At 70.3% G+C, this 16,642-nt stretch carries 13 protein-coding genes and 1 riboswitch; of the genes, 3 read left to right on the plus strand and 10 right to left on the minus strand.

All coding sequences use genetic code 11. The features are described 5' to 3' along the window. Positions 1 to 173: 173 nt before the first annotated feature. Positions 174 to 2,990, plus strand: coding sequence for a BTAD domain-containing putative transcriptional regulator (locus tag HDA39_RS18185; RefSeq protein WP_184796534.1), 2,817 nt, complete (start codon positions 174 to 176; stop codon positions 2,988 to 2,990). A gap of 69 nt (positions 2,991 to 3,059) precedes the next feature. On the opposite strand, the gene HDA39_RS18190 is transcribed toward HDA39_RS18185, so the two are convergent. The 10 genes from HDA39_RS18190 to HDA39_RS18235 all read right to left on the minus strand — a co-directional run bounded on the left by HDA39_RS18190 (position 3,060) and on the right by HDA39_RS18235 (position 12,864). Beyond that, positions 3,060 to 4,577 carry a S8 family peptidase gene (locus HDA39_RS18190; protein WP_184796536.1) on the minus strand — a complete coding sequence of 506 codons (1,518 nt, stop codon included), beginning with the start codon at positions 4,575 to 4,577 and terminating at the stop codon, positions 3,060 to 3,062. Positions 4,578 to 4,776: 199 nt separating this feature from the next. Beyond that, complete coding sequence (locus HDA39_RS18195) at positions 4,777 to 5,799, minus strand: nitronate monooxygenase (RefSeq protein WP_184796538.1); 1,023 nt, start codon at positions 5,797 to 5,799, stop codon at positions 4,777 to 4,779. Positions 5,800 to 5,872: 73 nt separating this feature from the next. Beyond that, positions 5,873 to 6,343 (minus strand): 6,7-dimethyl-8-ribityllumazine synthase, encoded by a 471-nt coding sequence (ribH, locus tag HDA39_RS18200; protein ID WP_184796541.1) that lies wholly within the window; start codon positions 6,341 to 6,343, stop codon positions 5,873 to 5,875. After that, a complete protein-coding gene (locus HDA39_RS18205; RefSeq protein WP_184796543.1) occupies positions 6,344 to 7,576 on the minus strand; it encodes a bifunctional 3,4-dihydroxy-2-butanone-4-phosphate synthase/GTP cyclohydrolase II in 1,233 nt (410 codons plus the stop codon). Between the two features lie 3 nt (positions 7,577 to 7,579). Continuing rightward, on the minus strand, positions 7,580 to 8,251 hold the full coding sequence (gene pnuC / locus HDA39_RS18210) for a nicotinamide riboside transporter PnuC (protein WP_184796545.1): 672 nt from the start codon (positions 8,249 to 8,251) through the stop codon (positions 7,580 to 7,582). Further along, entirely contained in the window at positions 8,248 to 8,871 is a 624-nt protein-coding gene (locus tag HDA39_RS18215; protein WP_184796547.1) for a riboflavin synthase, read from the minus strand. The genes pnuC and HDA39_RS18215 overlap by 4 nt, the downstream gene beginning before the upstream one ends. Continuing rightward, positions 8,872 to 9,900, minus strand: a complete 1,029-nt coding sequence (gene ribD / locus HDA39_RS18220) for a bifunctional diaminohydroxyphosphoribosylaminopyrimidine deaminase/5-amino-6-(5-phosphoribosylamino)uracil reductase RibD (protein WP_184796549.1) — start codon at positions 9,898 to 9,900, stop codon at positions 8,872 to 8,874. Between the two features lie 119 nt (positions 9,901 to 10,019). Beyond that, a riboswitch (FMN riboswitch) is annotated at positions 10,020 to 10,151 on the minus strand. A gap of 60 nt (positions 10,152 to 10,211) precedes the next feature. Beyond that, on the minus strand, positions 10,212 to 11,174 hold the full coding sequence (locus HDA39_RS18225; protein WP_184796551.1) for a DUF2891 family protein: 963 nt from the start codon (positions 11,172 to 11,174) through the stop codon (positions 10,212 to 10,214). Next, complete coding sequence (locus HDA39_RS18230; protein WP_184796553.1) at positions 11,174 to 12,151, minus strand: 5-oxoproline transporter, DUF979 family subunit; 978 nt, start codon at positions 12,149 to 12,151, stop codon at positions 11,174 to 11,176. The genes HDA39_RS18225 and HDA39_RS18230 overlap by 1 nt, the downstream gene beginning before the upstream one ends. Further along, on the minus strand, positions 12,148 to 12,864 hold the full coding sequence (locus tag HDA39_RS18235; RefSeq protein WP_184796555.1) for a 5-oxoproline transporter, DUF969 family subunit: 717 nt from the start codon (positions 12,862 to 12,864) through the stop codon (positions 12,148 to 12,150). Before HDA39_RS18235 ends, HDA39_RS18230 begins: the two co-directional genes overlap by 4 nt. A gap of 248 nt (positions 12,865 to 13,112) precedes the next feature. Here HDA39_RS18235 and HDA39_RS18240 point away from each other — a divergent pair, with 248 nt between their 5' ends. Both HDA39_RS18240 and HDA39_RS18245 read left to right on the plus strand, forming a co-directional pair. Continuing rightward, a complete protein-coding gene (locus HDA39_RS18240) occupies positions 13,113 to 14,720 on the plus strand; it encodes an ABC-F family ATP-binding cassette domain-containing protein (protein WP_184796557.1) in 1,608 nt (535 codons plus the stop codon). Between the two features lie 50 nt (positions 14,721 to 14,770). Beyond that, positions 14,771 to 16,231, plus strand: coding sequence for a serine/threonine-protein kinase (locus HDA39_RS18245; protein ID WP_337925788.1), 1,461 nt, complete (start codon positions 14,771 to 14,773; stop codon positions 16,229 to 16,231). Positions 16,232 to 16,642 lie beyond the last annotated feature (411 nt).

Below are 16,642 nucleotides of genomic sequence, written 5' to 3' on the forward strand. Positions count from 1 at the left end.
GCCGCCGCAAGGAAAAGCGCCAAGGATTTGGTACTTCGGCGTCTGAACAGGTTCGACATCGCATCAACTTCCACTCCGGGCCGTCACGTCAGCCCAGCGTGGCAGGCGTTCCTGTCTCGCAACTGTCTCGATCCTGTCCGCCCCGCGACCCTCTCGGTGGCTACTGTGGCGCTGTGTCACGCATCGGGGTCAGGCTTCTGGGTCCTTTCGAGGTCACCCGGGACGGACGACGGCTTGCTGTTGCCGGACAGATGAGGTGTTCGCTGCTGGGCCTGCTCGCTCTCCACGGTGGGCAGTCGGTGTCGATGGAAGCGATCGTCGCGAGTCTGTGGAGCGATCGGCTCCCCCAGAACCCTCGCGCTTCCGTGCACACGGTCGCCTCCCGGCTCCGCCGGTCGCTGGGCAGCGACGCGATCACGCGCGATGTCAACGGCTACACGCTGTGTGTCGACCGGGCCGACGTCGACGCCCTGCGGTTCACGGATCTGCTCGACGAAGCCGGACGCGTCACCGACAGCACGGTGGAACACCGGCTCCTGCGCGAGGCGCTCGAGCTGTGGGCCGAGCCACTGAGCGGTGACGTCTTCGTGCAGCCACTGCAGGACGCCGAGCGGCCGAAGCTGCTCGAGCGGTACCTGGGAGCGGTGGAACGGCGGATCGACTTCGACCTGGCCGCCGAGCGCGACCGCTACGACTCCGACGAACTGTGGATCCTGACCGCGCGACATCCGTTCCGTGAGTCGTTGTGGCACCGGCTGCTTCTCGCACTCGCCGCCGCCGGACGCCGTGCCGAGGCACTCGAGCAGTACGAGAGACTCCGGGTTCTTCTGCTCGACGAGCTGGGCGCCGTCCCGGCGGCCGAACTACAGGTTCTGCATCAGCAGTTGCTGTCCGACGACGACCTGGACACCGTCACCGAGAACTCGAACCCGAGTCGCCGGTCGGCCACGTCCGCCTCCCGTCGTCAGGTTCCCCGGCAGTTGCCGGCCGACGCCCGTCATTTCACCGGTCGCGAAGAGATCCTTGCCGCGATGGACGCCCTGGTTCCCGACGACGCGGAGGCCGACCAGCCACCCGAGGTCGTGGTTCTGCACGGCGAGGCCGGGGTCGGCAAGACGAGTCTGGCCGTGCACTGGGCACACCAGCAGAAAGCACGTTTCCCCGACGGCCAGCTCTATCTCAACCTTCGCGGTTACGGTCCGCTGGAACCGTTGGAGGTCCCGGCCGCACTCGCCGTCGTGCTGCGCGGGCTCGACGTCCCGAGTGCCGAGATCCCCACGGACGCCGATGCGTGTTCCGCGCTGCTGCGGACCGAGCTCGCCAGGCGGCGGATGCTCCTGGTGTTGGACAACGCCCGGAACGCCGACCAGATCCGTCCCCTGCTGCCAGGCGCGTCGACCTTCGTGGTGGTGACCAGCCGTGACCGGTTGAGCAGCCTCACCGTTCAGGGCGGCGTACGGCAGATTCCCGTCCGGCCGCTCGCCGACGACGATGCACGGACATTGGTGACGACCATCGCGCCACGGCACTCGTTCGATCGCGCCGCCCTGGCCGAAGTCGTCCGGCTCTGCGGAAACCTGCCGCTGGCTCTGGCCGTGGTGGCCGAGCAGTTCAACCGGTCTCCCTGGCTCGAACCCGAGCAGCTGATCAGTCAGCTGAAGGACAGCTCGGAGCGGCTCGAGGTGCTCAGTACCGGCGACAGCGCCGGCACCGATCTCCGGGCCGTACTGTCGTGGTCCTACCAGACCTTGGACGCTCCCACCGCCCTCGTCTTCCGGCTGATCGGTCGGACGCCCTTCGACGATCTTGGGTTGCCCGCCGCGGCGGCGCTGACGTCGCTGTCGGTGCGCGAGGTTCGCCGATGCATCAGGAGGCTGGCCGATCTGCATCTGATCAATGAACTCCCGACCGGCCGGGTGCAGCTCCACGACGTACTGCGGGCCTATGCCCGGGAGCGCTCCGACGACGAGGACTCGCTCGCCGCGCGGACAGCGGCCATCGATCGACTGACTCGGTGGTACCTCCACACGGCAGCAGCAGCCCGCACTGCCATCGGTCCACCGTCCGACCTGATCATGCCGACTCCCGCGGCCGAGTCCGACATCCAGCCGCTGTCCTTCGCGGACCACCGGCAGGCCACCCGGTGGTTCGACCAGGAGCGGAGCGCTCTGGTCACGCTGGTCGTCGACGCCGCGGCGCGCGGCCGCCACGAACTGGCAGCGCATCTTGCGTTCTGTCTGTGGGACGACCTGGAACGCAGCCGCGCCCTGATGGGGAGCGACGTCGTCCAGCTGATCGCCGTCGAGTCGGCGCGGCAGGCCGGCGATCCGCTGATGCTGGCGCTTGCCTACAACCAGCACGGAGCGACCCTGGGCATGGCCGGCCGCGTCGGCGAGGCGTGTGATCAACTCGCGAAAGCCCTGGAACTCTTCCTGCACCTGGAGCACCGCGCCGGCGAGCTCATGGTCCGGGGCAACCTCGGGGTCGGGCTCCGGCTGCTCGACCGTCACGACGAATCGCTCGAGCAGTTGCGGCTGGCTCTGGACAAGACCGCCGACCTCGACACCGTCCAGGAAGCCAGGCTGCGGAACAGTTTCGGGATGACCTATCTCGCCCTCGGCGAGTACGGCGAAGCCGTCGCGATGGCGACGTCCGCGATCGAGTTGCACCGCGAGGCCGGCGACGACCGCGGACGCGCCTACGCCCTCGACACCTTGGCCTCGGCTCAACAGGCCGGCGGTGACGTGACCGCCGCGATCGAAAACTTCGAAGCGGCCGCGACGCTCAACAGCAGCCTGGAGAACGCCGGTGGTCTGATCGACGCTTTGGCCCACTTGGGCGAGGCCCAGCATCAAGCCGGACTGGACGACGCCGCCCGCCGCTCCTGGCAGCGGGCTCTCGAATCGCTGGACCTGCTCACCGGGAGCGATCAGTGGAACACCGCCGAACGCACCCGGCTGCAGGACCTTCTCGCCGGCCTGAGCCAGTAGCCGCCGGACAGCAGCAGTCGTCTCGCTCGGGAGAATCCTGCCGCCGTCCGGACGACGAACCGGGCGTGGTCAGCTGACGACGCGCAGCGCGTTCACCAGACCGCCGCCGTAGAAACCGGCGCCGGTCGCCCCGCCCTCGCAGACCGCGCGCCAGGCGCCTTGGCCGCCTGGGTCGTGCACGCCGCCGGCCGGGCAGGGCAGCATGTCCGCCTTGCGCACCGCGGCGGTGAACAGCTGCTGACCGGACACGGTCGGGTACTTGCTCTTCACCAGCGCCAGCACGCCGGCGATGTGCGGGGCAGCCATCGAGGTGCCCTGCAGGTAGCCGTAGCCACCCGGCACCGTCGACAGCACCTGCCCGTTGGCATCCGGGGTCTGGGGGATCTGGAACAACCGGTCACCGCCCGGTCCGGCCAGATCAGCCGCACCGACGCCGTAGTTCGAGGCGTAGTAGCGGTCCTTGAACGCCCCGACCGACGTGACACCGTTCGCGCCGGAGGCCTCGACAGGCAGCATCTTGCAGGAGTTGCCGGTCGCCCGGGTGACCGGAGTTCCGTTGTTCGGGCTGAGCGTGTCGGTGATGTCGTGCGCGAGGTCCCAGTTCTGGTTTCCCAGCGAGACGACCGGGACCACCGACTTGCCGACGGCGTAGCTGACGGCCCGCTGGATCGCGATGGACACCGCCTTCTGGTCCGGGTCGTCGTCACACCACAGGTACCAGGGATCGATCGAGAACGAGGCGGTCGCGATGTCTGCCTGGTGCTCGGCCGCCCACACGTAGCCGCAGATCGCGTACTCCGGGTAGATGTAGCCGTCCGCGTCGCTGACCTTGATCGAGGCGACCCGTACGTTCGGCGCGACGCCGGCCACCCCGACGCCGTTCCTGGCCGCCGCGACGATGCCGGCGACGTGCGTGCCGTGGCCGTAGTCATCGGTCCAGGCGGCCTCGGAGGTGTCCGGAACCCCTTCGGTGCCACAGCCGGCGGACGCGGACCGGTCGATGTTCGCCGCCAGATCCGGGTGGGACGCGTCGATCCCGCTGTCGAGTACGCCGACCAGCACGTCCCGGCTGCCCGGGTTCACCGCGTTGGCCTGATCGGCCTGGATCAGTTTCATGTTCCACTGGTTCGCCGCGAGGGGCTCGGCTGCGGTCGACTTGCCGGCGGGCAGGCCGCCGACGGCAGGAACGCGCTGAAATTGAGGACCTCGACGAGCGTGCTTGGCTGCCGCGCCGAGGTCGTTGAGGGCGCGGGTGGCGCCTGCTGACTCGACGCCGGGAGCCTGCCTGACCGCTGCGGCGAAGTCGGCTCGAGTGGATCGGGCGAACACGACACCCAGCTGCGGCCAGCGCTGGCCGATGGTTCCGCCGTTCGCCGTGATGGCAGCCTCGGCCGCGGTCAGCGGGGCACCGGCCGGAACGAGGACTGCGAAGTGGGCGCCGCCGGCGATGGCCGTACTGGTGGGCGGGGCTGCGGGCGGCTGCTGCGCCGCGAGAGCTGGAGCGGTGAACGTGGCGACCAGACCAACTCCCGTCAGCAGCGCGGCAGCGGCCACGACCCGACCGGTTGAGGGACGACGTACGGACATAGCTGAGTAGCCTCCGGAAGTTGTCGGGCACCGAGAAGGCCGCGCCCAGGCGGCGAGCGGCCTCCGGCAGAGAGGTGCCGGAGACCGCTCTGGGAGCGGTTGGCCTGATCGAACCATCACGCCCTGTCAGGCGTCTGTCTGCCGCCTGCCGTCACTGTGTCCGCACCGATGGCCGCGGACAGAAGGTTTCAGCGACCCTCTACAGGTCGGCGGCGAGTGCGGTGATGACGTCGGCGGCAGGCCCGGTCCGCGCTCGGCCGTACCCGGTCCCGGCCCACAGGTGGACCTGATCCGGCTGCCCAGCGGCCGCCGCGGCCGCGCGCAGCGGCCGGGTCAGGTGGTGGATCGCGGGATAGCCGTTCGGCGCGCCGGCCTCGTGACGCTCGATGAACCCGTTCCGCAACCCGCGCGCCGGGCGCCCGGTGAACGCCCGCGTGATGACCGTCGCATCAGAGCCGGCGGTCGCGATCGCTTCCTTGTGTACGGCGCTCGCCCCGCTCTCGTCCGTCCGCAGCAGAACGGTGCCGACGGCAACCGCTGCTGCTCCCGACGCCAGCAGCTCTCGCACCTGCGACGACTCGCTGACTCCTCCCGCAGCGATCACCGGCAACGAGGTCTCCGCGACCACTTGCTGGACCAACTCACGCAAAGGCTTGCCCTCCGGCTGCTCCGGCGTGTGCGTCCCACTGTGCCCACCGGCTTCCGTCCCCTGGGCGATCAGTCCGTGTACGCCGAGCTCGACCGCAGCCCGCGCTTCCCCCAGAGTTGTCACAGTCGCTAGCACCTGCATCCCAGGAGCGGCCAGCGCACTCACCACGTCGGCCCCCGGCAGCCCGAAGGTGAAGCTCACGAACGGCACCGGATGCGCCAGCAGCAGATCGATCTTCCCCTGCCAGTGATCGTCGTCCACCACCATCGGCGCCCCCGCCAGCTCGAGCCCGTACGGCGCACCTTCGTCGGCCAGCTCCTCGGCGTACCGCCGAAACTCAGCCTCGGTCAACGTCGACGGCCCCGGCACGAACAGGTTCACCCCGAACGGCACCCCAGCGCCGCCGAGCTCGGCCATCTCCGCACCCAGCGCCTCCGGCGTCTTGTAGCCCCCGGCAAGAAACCCGAGCCCACCCGCCGAAGCAACCGCCGCAACCAGTGCCGGCTTGGTCGCCCCACCAGCCATCGGCGCACCGATCACCGGCACCTCCGACGCCGTCCACGCACCAGTCATTCCCCGAATCCTCTCCCACACCTTTCGAGTACCAGCCCTCGATCGGTGGCCGGTACTCGAAAGGTCCTGACGATCACAGGCTCTTGATCGCCGCCAGCGTCACCAGCGCCGCCTGCGTCGACTCGTACCCCTTGTCCTCGCGCGAGTCCGGCAGCCCGGCCCGATCCAGCGCCTGCGGGTCGTTGTCGCAGGTCAGCAGCCCGAACCCGACCGGTACGCCGGTACTCAGGCCGACCTCCATCAACCCGTTCGTCGCCGCCTGGCACACGTACTCGAAGTGCGGCGTGTCACCCCGGATGACGACGCCCAGCGCCACCACCGCGTCGTACCCGGCCTTCGCCGCGTGCAGTGCCGCGACCGGCAGCTCGAACGAGCCCGGGACGCGGATGATCGAGTAGTCGGTGACGCCCGACTCGTCCAGCGCCCGTACGGCGCCCGCGACCAGCGCGTCGGTCACCTTCGGGTGCCACTGCGCGGCGACGACCGCGACCCGGGCGCCCTCCACCCGCGGCGTCTCGATCGTGGGTGCTCCACTTCCCGACATCTACTGAACTCCCTTTTCGTCCGTGCCGGTGGGCAGGTGGTGGCCCATCCGGTCGCGCTTGGTGCGCAGGTAGCGCAGGTTGTGCTCGGTCGGGTCGATCGAGATCCCGAGCCGCTCGACGACCTCGATGCCGTAGCCCTGGACGCCGGCCAGCTTGTCCGGGTTGTTGGTCAGCAGCTTGGCCGACTTGACGCCGAGGTCGGCCAGGATCTGCGCGCCGGTGCCGTAGTCGCGGGCGTCGGCGGGCAGCCCGAGGTCCAGGTTCGCGTCGACCGTGTCCCGGCCCGCGTCCTGCAGCTCGTAGGCCTGCAGCTTGTGCAGCAGGCCGATCCCCCGGCCCTCGTGACCGCGCAGGTAGACCACGACGCCGCCTTCGGCCGCGACCTGCCGCATCGCCTCGTCGAGCTGCGGACCGCAGTCGCAGCGCAGCGAGCCGAACACGTCGCCGGTCAGGCACTCCGAGTGCAGCCGGACCAGCGTCGGCCCGTCGCCGATCTCGCCGCGGACCAGCGCCAGCTGCTCCGACCCGTCGACGGTGTTCCGGTAGCCGTGGGCAACGAAGTCGCCGTACCGGGTGGGCAGGGTGGTGGTCGCGACCCGCTCGATCTGGCTCTCGGTCCGCCGCCGGTACGCGATCAGGTCCGCGATCGAGACCAGCACCAGGCCGTGCTCGTCGGCGAACGCCCGCAGCTCCGCGCCGCGTTTCATCGACCCGTCGTCGTTCACCAGCTCGGAGATCACCGCGGACGGCCGCAGCCCGGCCATCCGGGCCAGGTCGATCGACGCCTCGGTGTGCCCCGGGCGCACCAGGACGCCGCCGTCGCGCGCCCGCAGCGGGAACACGTGCCCCGGCTGCACCAGGTCGAACGACTCCGACGCGGAGTCGGCCAGCACCCGGATCGTCCGGGCCCGGTCGGCCGCCGAGATCCCGGTCTCGATGTGGTCGCGGGCGTCGACCGAGACCGTGTACGCCGTGCGCAGCTTCTCCCGGTTGTGCGGGGTCATCAGCGGGATGCCCAGCCGGTCCAGCTCGGCGCCCTCCATCGGCACGCAGACGACACCCGAGCTGTGCCGGATCAGGAACGCCAGCAGCTCCGGCGTCGCCTTGGAGGCGGCGAAGATCAGGTCGCCCTCGTTCTCCCGGTCCTCGTCGTCGACCACGATCACCGCGCGGCCGGCGCGGATCTCGTCGATCGCGTGCTCGATCGTGTCGAGCTTCAGTACCTCGCCCATCGTCTAACCCACCACCACTGGTTCGGGGGTGACCGCTACGGTCTCCCGCTGGTTGATCCGCCACCACGCCGCGAACCCGAGCACGCAGAACAGTCCGTAGACGACGTACATCGCCGCCGACGGGTAGAACTTGGCCTGGATCAGCAGCGGGACGCCGACGACGTCCACCGCGATCCAGACCAGCCAGAACTCGACGAACCCGCGGGCCATCCCGTACGTCGCCAGGATGGACCCGGTCAGGATCCAGGCGTCCCACTGCGGACCCCACGAGCCGAGCTCACGCAGGACGAAGTACCCGATCACGTAGAGCACGACGGCCGCGCCCAGCATCTCCAGGCGCTGCCGGGCCGTGGCCCACCGCGGCTGGACGCCGGTCTTGGCGCCGCCGTGACGGGTCTGGTACCAGCGGTACCACCCGTACAGGCTGACGAGCGCGAAGAAGACCTGGCGGCCGGCCTGGCCCCAGAGGTCCTTGTCCTGCGGGGTGTCGAACAGCCCGCCGACGAAGACCGTGAACAGCAGCACGTTGCCGACGATGCCGATCGGCCACGCCGACACCAGCCGGCGCATCCCGAACAGGGCGCTGGCCAGGCCGAACACGTTGCCGACGATCTCCCGCACCAGCACCGGCGAACCGGCGATCGTGACCTGCTCGTGCAGCAGCCAGTCGATCATTCGTTGCCTCCGACAACAGTCTTCGGGGCGGTCAGCAACCGCTCCACGTACTTCGCGATCACGTCGACCTCGAGGTTGACGGTGTCGCCGATCTTGTTGCGGCCGAGCACGGTGAGCTCGAGCGTGGTCGGGATCAGGCTGATCCCGAAGGTCGAGGTTGCGTCGTCGACGTCGGTGACGGTCAGCGAGACACCGTCGACGGCGATCGAGCCCTTCTCCGCGACGTACTTGAGGATCTCCGGGCCGGCCGCGATTCGGACGACCTCCCAGTGCTCGGCCGGCTCGCGGCTCGCGATCGTGCCGACACCGTCGACGTGGCCCTGGACGATGTGGCCGCCCAGCCGCGCGTGCGCGGTGACGGCCCGCTCCAGGTTGACGGTCGAGCCCTTCTCGACACCGCCCAGGCTGGTCCGGCGGAGCGTCTCGCGCATCACGTCGGCGGTGAAGGTGCCTGCACCGGTCTCGACCACGGTCAGGCAGCAGCCGTTGACCGAGATCGAGTCGCCGTGGCGCGCGTCCTCGGTCACCTTCGGGCCCCGCAGGGTGAGCCGGGCCGCGTCGCCTTCCAGCAGGTCGAGCGACTCGACGGTTCCCAGCTCTTCGACGATTCCGGTGAACATCTACTTCCCTCCCAGGGGGGTCAGGGTGAGCCGGACGTCGTCGCCGAGGCGAGTGACGTCCGCAAGGGTGAAGCGCCGCAGGTGGTCGATAGATTCCGCGCCGAGGTCGCCGACGGCGGAGAAGCCCGATCCGAGCAGCGCCGGAGCGACGTACGCGACGATCTGGTCGACCAGTCCGGCGCGCAGGAAGGCGGCGGCCAGCGTCGGCCCGCCCTCGAGCCAGAGGTGGCGGATCTGGTGGTCGTCGAGCTGCCGGAGCACCTCGTTGGGGTCGTGGGTGGGCAGGAGCAGGGTCTCGGCGCGGTCGTTGCGGACCCGCGCGGTCTCCGGGACGTCCCGGTCGCCGACCACGACCCGCAGCGGCTGGCGGCCGGCCGGGCGGTCGTGCTCGTCGCGCACGGTCAGCTCGGGGTCGTCGTCCAGGACGGTCTGGGTGCCGACGGCGATCGCGTCGCACTCGGCCCGCTTGCGGTGGACGTCCGCGCGGGCGGCCTCGCCGGTGATCCACCGGCTGGTCCGGTCGGGCGCGGCGCTGCGGCCGTCCAGGGTGGTGGCGAACTTCCAGGTCACGAACGGCCGACCGGTCCGGACGCTGTGCAGCCAGACGTGGTTGACCTCCTCGGCCTCGGCCCGGAGTACGCCCTGATCGACCTGGATGTCCTTGGTCCGGAGCTTCTCGCCGCCACCGGCGGCCTGCGCGTTCGGATCCGGTACGGCGTACACGACGCGGCCGATGCCGGCCTCGATCAGCGCGTCGGCACACGGCCCGGTCCGGCCGGTGTGGTTGCAGGGCTCGAGCGTCACGTACGCCGTACCGCCGCGGGCCCGGGGACCGGCCATCCGCAGCGCGTTCACCTCGGCGTGCGGGCCGCCGGCCTGCTCGTGGTACCCCTCGCCGACGGGATGCCCGTCGCGGCCGGTGATCACACAGCCGACGACCGGGTTGGGATGGGTGCTGCCGATCCCGCGGGCGGCCAGCTCGATCGCACGCCGCATCCAGGCCACGTCGATCGGTGAAGCGTTGTTCACGGACGGTCCCTCGTTGTCACGGACGCACCACCGGGGCCATGACAACCGGCACGCGAACCGCCGCCCGGAACGCGACCTCCTACGGCCGCGCACTTCCGCACGTCGGAGCGCACACCGATCGCGTGCGCCTCCCATCCGGACTTTCACCGTCGGTCCTGGAATTCCACCAGGTCAACCGGCCGACGAACTGCATCGACCGGGTCGCGGACTGTCACCGCCGGCTCGGAATTACACCGACCCCGGAGCACGCGAGTGGTTTCACTCGTACCTGAAGTGTACGCCGCTGGTGCGGCGGCGAGTTGTTGCTTCCGTCACCTGGACGGTCCCACCAGCGCGCCGCCCTGGGCGAGGTAGGCGAAGGTGGCGAGCCAGTGGTCGTGGTTGAAGTCGCCGCTGGTGACGCTCGGCAGGGCGGCGTCGAGGTGGGCGGCGACCGTCGCGCGGAGGGCTGGTTCTCGCTCGGGCAGGGCGTCGGACAGCGCGGCGAGCTGCCAGGCGCGGGTGAGGTTGAGGCCCTGGAGGTGGCCCTGCCGGCCGTCGACCGGGTAGCGGACCTCGACCGGCCGCAGGGCGGTCAGATCCGGCAGGAAGGCGGGCAGCCATTCGGCGAACTCGTCTTCGGTCAGGACCCGGCGCATCAGGTCGGCCTCGGACAGACCCGGCGACAGGAAGTCCTCGCCGCTCGGCTCCCACTGCAGCGGGTACTCGCGGTCCTCGGCGAACCAGGCGCGCGCCTTGTCGCGGACGGCCTGGGTGAGCTTGTCCTGGCCGAGGGCCTCGGCGGCGTCGTACAGGAGAGCCAGGGCGAACGCCGAGTTCGAGTGGACGCCCGAGCGGACCGGGCGGGCGGCTCCCTGTAACCACTCCAGGCTGAGGTCGACGATCGCGTCGACCAGCGGGCTCATTGCCTCGGACCACCTGGCCGCGTCCGGGCTCTGACGGACGGCCGCGGCCAGGACGAGCGCCCACGCCCAACCGTACGGGCGCTCGAACGACGGCGAGCTCCGCAGGTACGCCGCCTCGGCCGCGAGTGCGTCGGCGGTCAGGTTCTGGTCGAGCGCCTTGCGGATCGGCTCCGGATCAGTGGCCTCCGGCAACAACCGCACCAGCAACCAGTGCATGTGCACACAAGAGTGCCAGTCGTACGACGTGTGGAACGCCGGGTGCAACTCCCTGACGCTGTAGGCCCTGGCGTCGCGCGCGACGTGGTCGAGCTGGTGCGGCGACTCGGTCCGCAGGTTCTGGAGTGCGATCTCGACGTACCGCTGACTCATCACAGGACTCCGAACGCGAGGAAGTACATCAGGAAGATGTTGCAGACCAGCAGCGGGAGCGCGGTCGGCAGCTGCGCCTTGATCGCCCCGTACCGGCTCTTCATGTCGAGCAGCGCGGCCGGGACCAGGTTGAAGTTCGCGGCCATCGGCGTGGTCAGCGTTCCGCAGAACCCGGCCAGCATGCCGATCGCGAACACCGTCGCCGGGTTGCCGTCGAAGGTCTGCACCAGCACCGGGTAGCCGATCGCGGCGGTCATGATCGGGAACGCGGCGAACGCGTTGCCCATGATCACGGTGAACAGCGCCATCCCGAGGCAGTACACGACGACCGAGCCGAACAGCGATCCTTCCGGCAGCACGTGCGTGGTGACCTTGCCGACCGCCGTACCGACGCCGGCGTCGGTGAACAGCCGGCCGAGCGTGGCCAGCATCTGCGGCAGGACGGCCGCCCAGCCGATCACCTCGAGCAGCCGGTGCCCCTCCTTGAGCGGAGTCAGGACGGACGGCGGACGCAGCATGATCACGCCGACCATCGCCGCCGCGACCGCGGAGACGCCCAGGCCGATCAGCGTCTCCGAGCCCTTCTCCAGCAGGGGCTGGTCGCCGGCTTTGATCTTGGCCAGCCCGACCGCGAAGATCAGCGCGCCGAGCGGGATCACCAGCGGCGGAACGAACAGCTTGTTGCCGAACCGCTGGGCGGCGGCCGCCTTCTCGGCCAGGCTCGTGGACACCTCGGTGCCGCGACCGAGCTGCCCGGTGCCGACCAGGACGGTCATCGCGATCACGACCAGCCCGAGCACCCAGGCCGGGGCGGTCTTGTTCACCACGAAGGTGCTGTAGCCGAAAGACGCGCCGAGCAGACCCCAGAAGGCGGCGCTTCCGTACCGCTTGCTGTTGCTGCGGTCGCGCAGGGTCAGGACCGCTCCGAAGAGGAAGAGCAGACCGCACAGCCAGTAGAACCACTCGACCTTGATCACCGGTCCGCCTCCTTCTTCTTGAGGGCCGGCGGCGGACCGTCGACCGCCATCAGGCGGTCGAGCTGGCGATCGAAGTACAGCATCCGGCCGCCGTGGATCAGCAGAGCGCAGACCGCGGTCGGGATCGCCCACAAGGCGACGTGCAGGGCGTCCAGCTTCAGCCCGTACGTCGAGTCGACGAAGCCGGTGATCAGCAGGATCGAGCCGACCGCGATGAAGACGTCCTCACCGAAGAACACGCCGACGTTGTCCACCCCGGCCGAGTGGCCCTTGATCCGCTCCTGCACCGCCTCGGGCAGCTTCCGCCCGTACCGGCGCTCGGCCGCGCCCTCGGCCATCGGGTAGATCAGCGGCCGGACCGTCTGCGCGTGGCCACCGATCGACATCAGCCCGACCGCGGCCGTCACCTGCCGGATCACCTGGTACGACGCCAGCAGGCGCCCGGTGGTGAGGAAGGTGAGCTTGCCGATCAGCCGCCGCGACTGCTCCTGCAGCCCGAACCGCTCGACCAGGCCGATCACCGGCAGCACCACGATGAACAGCGTCACCGAGCGGCTCCCCGCGAAGCCGTTGCCGAACTCGTTCAGGATCTTGCCCGGACTCAGCCCGCCGAGCAGGCCGGTGGCGATCCCGGCCACCGTGACCACGACCAGGGGGTTCAGGCGCAGGGCGAACCCCACCACCACGAGCAGGACTCCGATCAGGACCAGCACCGCACTGCCTCCGCTTCTGCCGGGTGGTTCGGGCGGTGTGATCGTATACATTGTTGAACAAACCCACAATCAGTTCTTTGTTATGGTGTGACGGTGAGTACGGGAGTCGACGACGACATCTCGGGGTGAGTCCCGAGGTGACAGGCCATCGAGCCGGCGCGTTCAGCGTCGATGCCGTGGCCTGATCGGCGTTTCCTGACCGTTCCGCCGCCGTGGCGGCGTACTCACTGCTTTCGCGAGGTCTCCGCATGTCCGATGCGTCCATCGTCTGTTCCTCCCTGTCGTTCGCCTGGCCCGACGACACCCCTGTCTTCACCGGCCTGTCCTTCGCCGTCGGTCCCGGGCGTGCCGGCCTGGTCGCGCCGAACGGCGCCGGCAAGTCGACGCTGCTCAAGCTGATCGCCGGGGAGCTGTCGCCGACCGCCGGCGGCGTGTCCGTCGACGGTGTTCTCGGGTACCTCCCGCAGACGCTGCCGCTGGTCGGCGACCTGACCGTCGCCGAGGTGCTCGGGATCAAGCCGGTCGTCGACGCGCTCAACGCGATCGAGTCCGGCGACGTCGACGAGCGCCATTTCAATGCCGTCGGCAACGACTGGGACATCGAGGAGCGCACCCGCGCGCAGCTCGACCGGCTCGGGCTCGACGCTTCGCTCGACCGGCGGCTCAGTACGTTCTCCGGTGGCCAGGTGATCTCGCTGGGCCTGGCCGCGCAGCTGCTGAAGCAGCCCGACGTCCTGCTGCTCGACGAGCCGACCAACAACCTGGATCTCGACGCGCGGCGCAACCTGTACGCCGTACTGGAGAACTGGAACGGCTGCCTCCTGCTGGTCAGCCACGACCGCGCGCTGCTCGACCGGATGGACCGGATCGCTTCGCTGGAACGCGGTGAGCTGCGGCTGTACGGCGGCAACTTCACGGCGTACGAGGAAGCTGTCGCGGCCGAGCAGGAGGTCGCGGAGAAGAACATCCGCTCGGCCGAGCAGGATCTGAAACGTGAGAAGCGCGAGCTGCAGCAGGCGCGCGAGCGGGCGCAGCGGCGGGCGAGCAACGCGCAGAAGGGGTTGAAGGACGCCGGGCTGGCGCGGATCAACGCCGGCAACATGAAGCGCTCAGCCGAGGTGTCCGCGGCGAAGGCGAACCAGACCCACGCGAACCGGCTCAGCGACGCCAAGGCCAAGCTCGACGAGGCCGGCCGCGCGCGGCGCGACGAGCCGCGACTGGCGCTGGAGCTTCCGGGGACGGCGGTGCCGGCTGGTCGGACGGTCTTCGAGGGCAGCGGGCTGCGCGTGCGCGAACTGTTCGCGGGCGAGGGTGCCGCGCTGAACATCCGCGGGCCTGAGCGGATCGCGTTGTCCGCTCCGAACGGAGCCGGCAAGTCGACGGTGCTCCGGTGGATCCAGGGGTCGCTCGTCGCGGGTGAGGTGAAGCGTGCCGACGGGCGGATCGCGTACCTCTCGCAGCGTCTGGAGCTGCTGGATCTCGACCGCACGGTCTTCGAGAACCTGGCCCACTTCGCGCCGACGATGCCCGAGGCGCAGCGGATGAACCTGCTGGCGCGCTTCCTGTTCCGCGGGCAGCGCATCCACCTGCCGGCCGGCGTACTGTCCGGTGGGGAGCGGCTCCGCGCCACGCTCGCCTGCGTCCTGTACGCCGAACCGGCGCCGCAGCTGCTGTTGCTGGATGAGCCCACCAACAACCTGGACCTGGTCAGCGTCGAGCAACTCGAGTCGGCGCTGACGGCGTACCGAGGTGCTTTCGTCGTGGTCAGCCACGACGAGCGCTTCCTGTCCGAGCTGGGCATCACCCGCTGGCTGACGCTGACCGGCGGCCAGCTCCTCGAGTCCGCGGCCGGCTGAGCTGTCGCGTGGTTGGCCCACTGGACGCCCGGCCGGGTAGTTTCTCCCCGGTGGAGGCGTTGGCAGGGCGGTACCAGCTGATCGATCTGATCGGCACCGGCGGCATGGGCTCGGTCTGGCGCGCGTGGGACCTGCGCAAGCAGACCTACGTCGCCGCCAAGGTCCTCGGCCAGCACGACGCCGGCATGCTCCTGCGCTTCGTCCGCGAGCAGTCCCTGCGCATCCAGCACCCGCACGTCGTCGCGCCGCACGGCTGGGCCGCCGAGGACGACAAGGTCGTGTTCGCCATGGACCTGGTCCGCGGCGGCTCGGTCGCCACGCTCCTCGGCGACCACGGCCCACTCCCCACGGCGTACGTCGCGGTCCTCCTGGACCAGCTCCTGCACGGCCTGTCCGCGATCCACAGCGCCGGCGTCGTCCACCGCGACCTCAAGCCCGCGAACCTCCTCCTCGAAGCGACCGGCACCGGGTCCCCGCATCTGCGCATCTCCGACTTCGGCATCGCCGGCCTCGTCGACGAACCCCGGATGACCCGCCACAGCACCATCCTCGGCACGCCTGGCTACCTCCCACCCGAACAACTCCTCGGCGCCGACCCCGACCCCCGCCAGGACCTCTACACCGTCGGCGCCGTCGCCACCGAACTCCTCACCGGCGATCGCCCCACTCCCACCGCTCCCATCACTCCCCCGGACGGCCCTTTGGCCGACCTGATCCACCAACTGACTGCCGAGGACCCCACCACCCGCCCCGCCACAGCCGCAGAAGCCGCCCGCCTCCTCGCTGCCTCGGGCACCCTCCCGGCCTCCAGTGCTACCCCGTGGACCGACCACCCGGACCCACCCGAGGTCTTCAACCAGCTCCCGCCGCTCCCGACTACGTGGACCTCCACCGGGCCGCCGGCTTCCCGCAGTACGCCGCCCGGCTCCGCTGGCTCGGCCAGCACCCGCAGCTCCCGCGCACCCGCGCCCGCGCCCGTCAACCGCAGCTCCCCCGCACCCGCACCCGTCAACCTCACCTCCCCCAGAACCCCCACGCCGCGCCCGCCGGCCCCCAGCGCCGCGCCCACCCAGCAGCTGTCCGGCTCCCACCCGCCTAGGCAGTCGGTCGGCTCCCACCCACCTCAGCAATCCAGCGGATCCACTCCCACCCGGCAGCCGCCCGGCTCCCAGCCACCCCAGCAATCCAGCGGCGCCGCTCTCACCGGGCAGCCCTCCAGCTCCCACCCACCCAAGCAGTCCCCCGGCTCCCACCCACCCCAGCAATCCAGCGGCGCCACCCCCACCCGGCAGCCCTCCAGCTCTCGCCCACCTCAGCAATCCAGCGGATCCACCCCCGCCGCGAGCACCCACCACCCCCTCGCGACCACCGCCTCTCCAGCTCAACCAACCACCCCCAGCGCAGCCCGGCGGACGCCTTCCAACCGAAGGCTCCTCACCTGGCTAGCGACCACCAGCTTCCTCGGAGCCCTGGCCCTAGCCGCCGTAGCCACCTGGCTTCTCCTCCGCTAACAGCGCCCCCATCACAAGCACCCCTGGGGCACCACCGCGCGCCGAGCATCCACGGGCCAACCTCGCCAACGAGCTCGCACCCCCGCCGCACCCCGCCTCCGCTGACAGCCGCCGTACGCAGGCCAGCCCAGCGCGCCGCCCAGCAAGCCGCGACGGAGGACCACGATCTGACGCCGCAGGCCCCGGAGGCAAACCACCCAGCGCGGCCGAGGCGGTCCCTCCGACGATCCGACTGGTATCAAGCGCCACGACTACAGCCGAATGCGACGACTGACGCGGTACATCGCAGCAGTCGTCGAGCAACGCAGCAGTCGACCAGCCCGGCCGAGGTCGGCGGCCCGAAGCGGCCGTCGCACCCGTCAACGGTCCCCTCGACGGTCCGGCTGGCAGCAGCGACACGACTGACGCCGA

This window comes from Kribbella italica, assembly GCF_014205135.1.
Lineage (GTDB): Bacteria > Actinomycetota > Actinomycetes > Propionibacteriales > Kribbellaceae > Kribbella > Kribbella italica.

Excerpts from the sequence above, each read along its gene's own strand:
- HDA39_RS18215 (WP_184796547.1), bottom strand. The coding sequence starts at position 8,871 with ATGTTCACCGGAATCGTCGAAGAGCTGGGAACCGTCGAGTCGCTCGAC.
- ribH (WP_184796541.1), bottom strand. The coding sequence starts at position 6,343 with ATGTCGGGAAGTGGAGCACCCACGATCGAGACGCCGCGGGTGGAGGGC.
- HDA39_RS18190 (WP_184796536.1), bottom strand. The coding sequence starts at position 4,577 with ATGTCCGTACGTCGTCCCTCAACCGGTCGGGTCGTGGCCGCTGCCGCG.
- pnuC (WP_184796545.1), bottom strand. The coding sequence starts at position 8,251 with ATGATCGACTGGCTGCTGCACGAGCAGGTCACGATCGCCGGTTCGCCG.
- HDA39_RS18225 (WP_184796551.1), bottom strand. The coding sequence starts at position 11,174 with ATGAGTCAGCGGTACGTCGAGATCGCACTCCAGAACCTGCGGACCGAG.
- HDA39_RS18240 (WP_184796557.1), top strand. The coding sequence starts at position 13,113 with ATGTCCGATGCGTCCATCGTCTGTTCCTCCCTGTCGTTCGCCTGGCCC.
- HDA39_RS18195 (WP_184796538.1), bottom strand. The coding sequence starts at position 5,799 with ATGACTGGTGCGTGGACGGCGTCGGAGGTGCCGGTGATCGGTGCGCCG.
- HDA39_RS18205 (WP_184796543.1), bottom strand. The coding sequence starts at position 7,576 with ATGGGCGAGGTACTGAAGCTCGACACGATCGAGCACGCGATCGACGAG.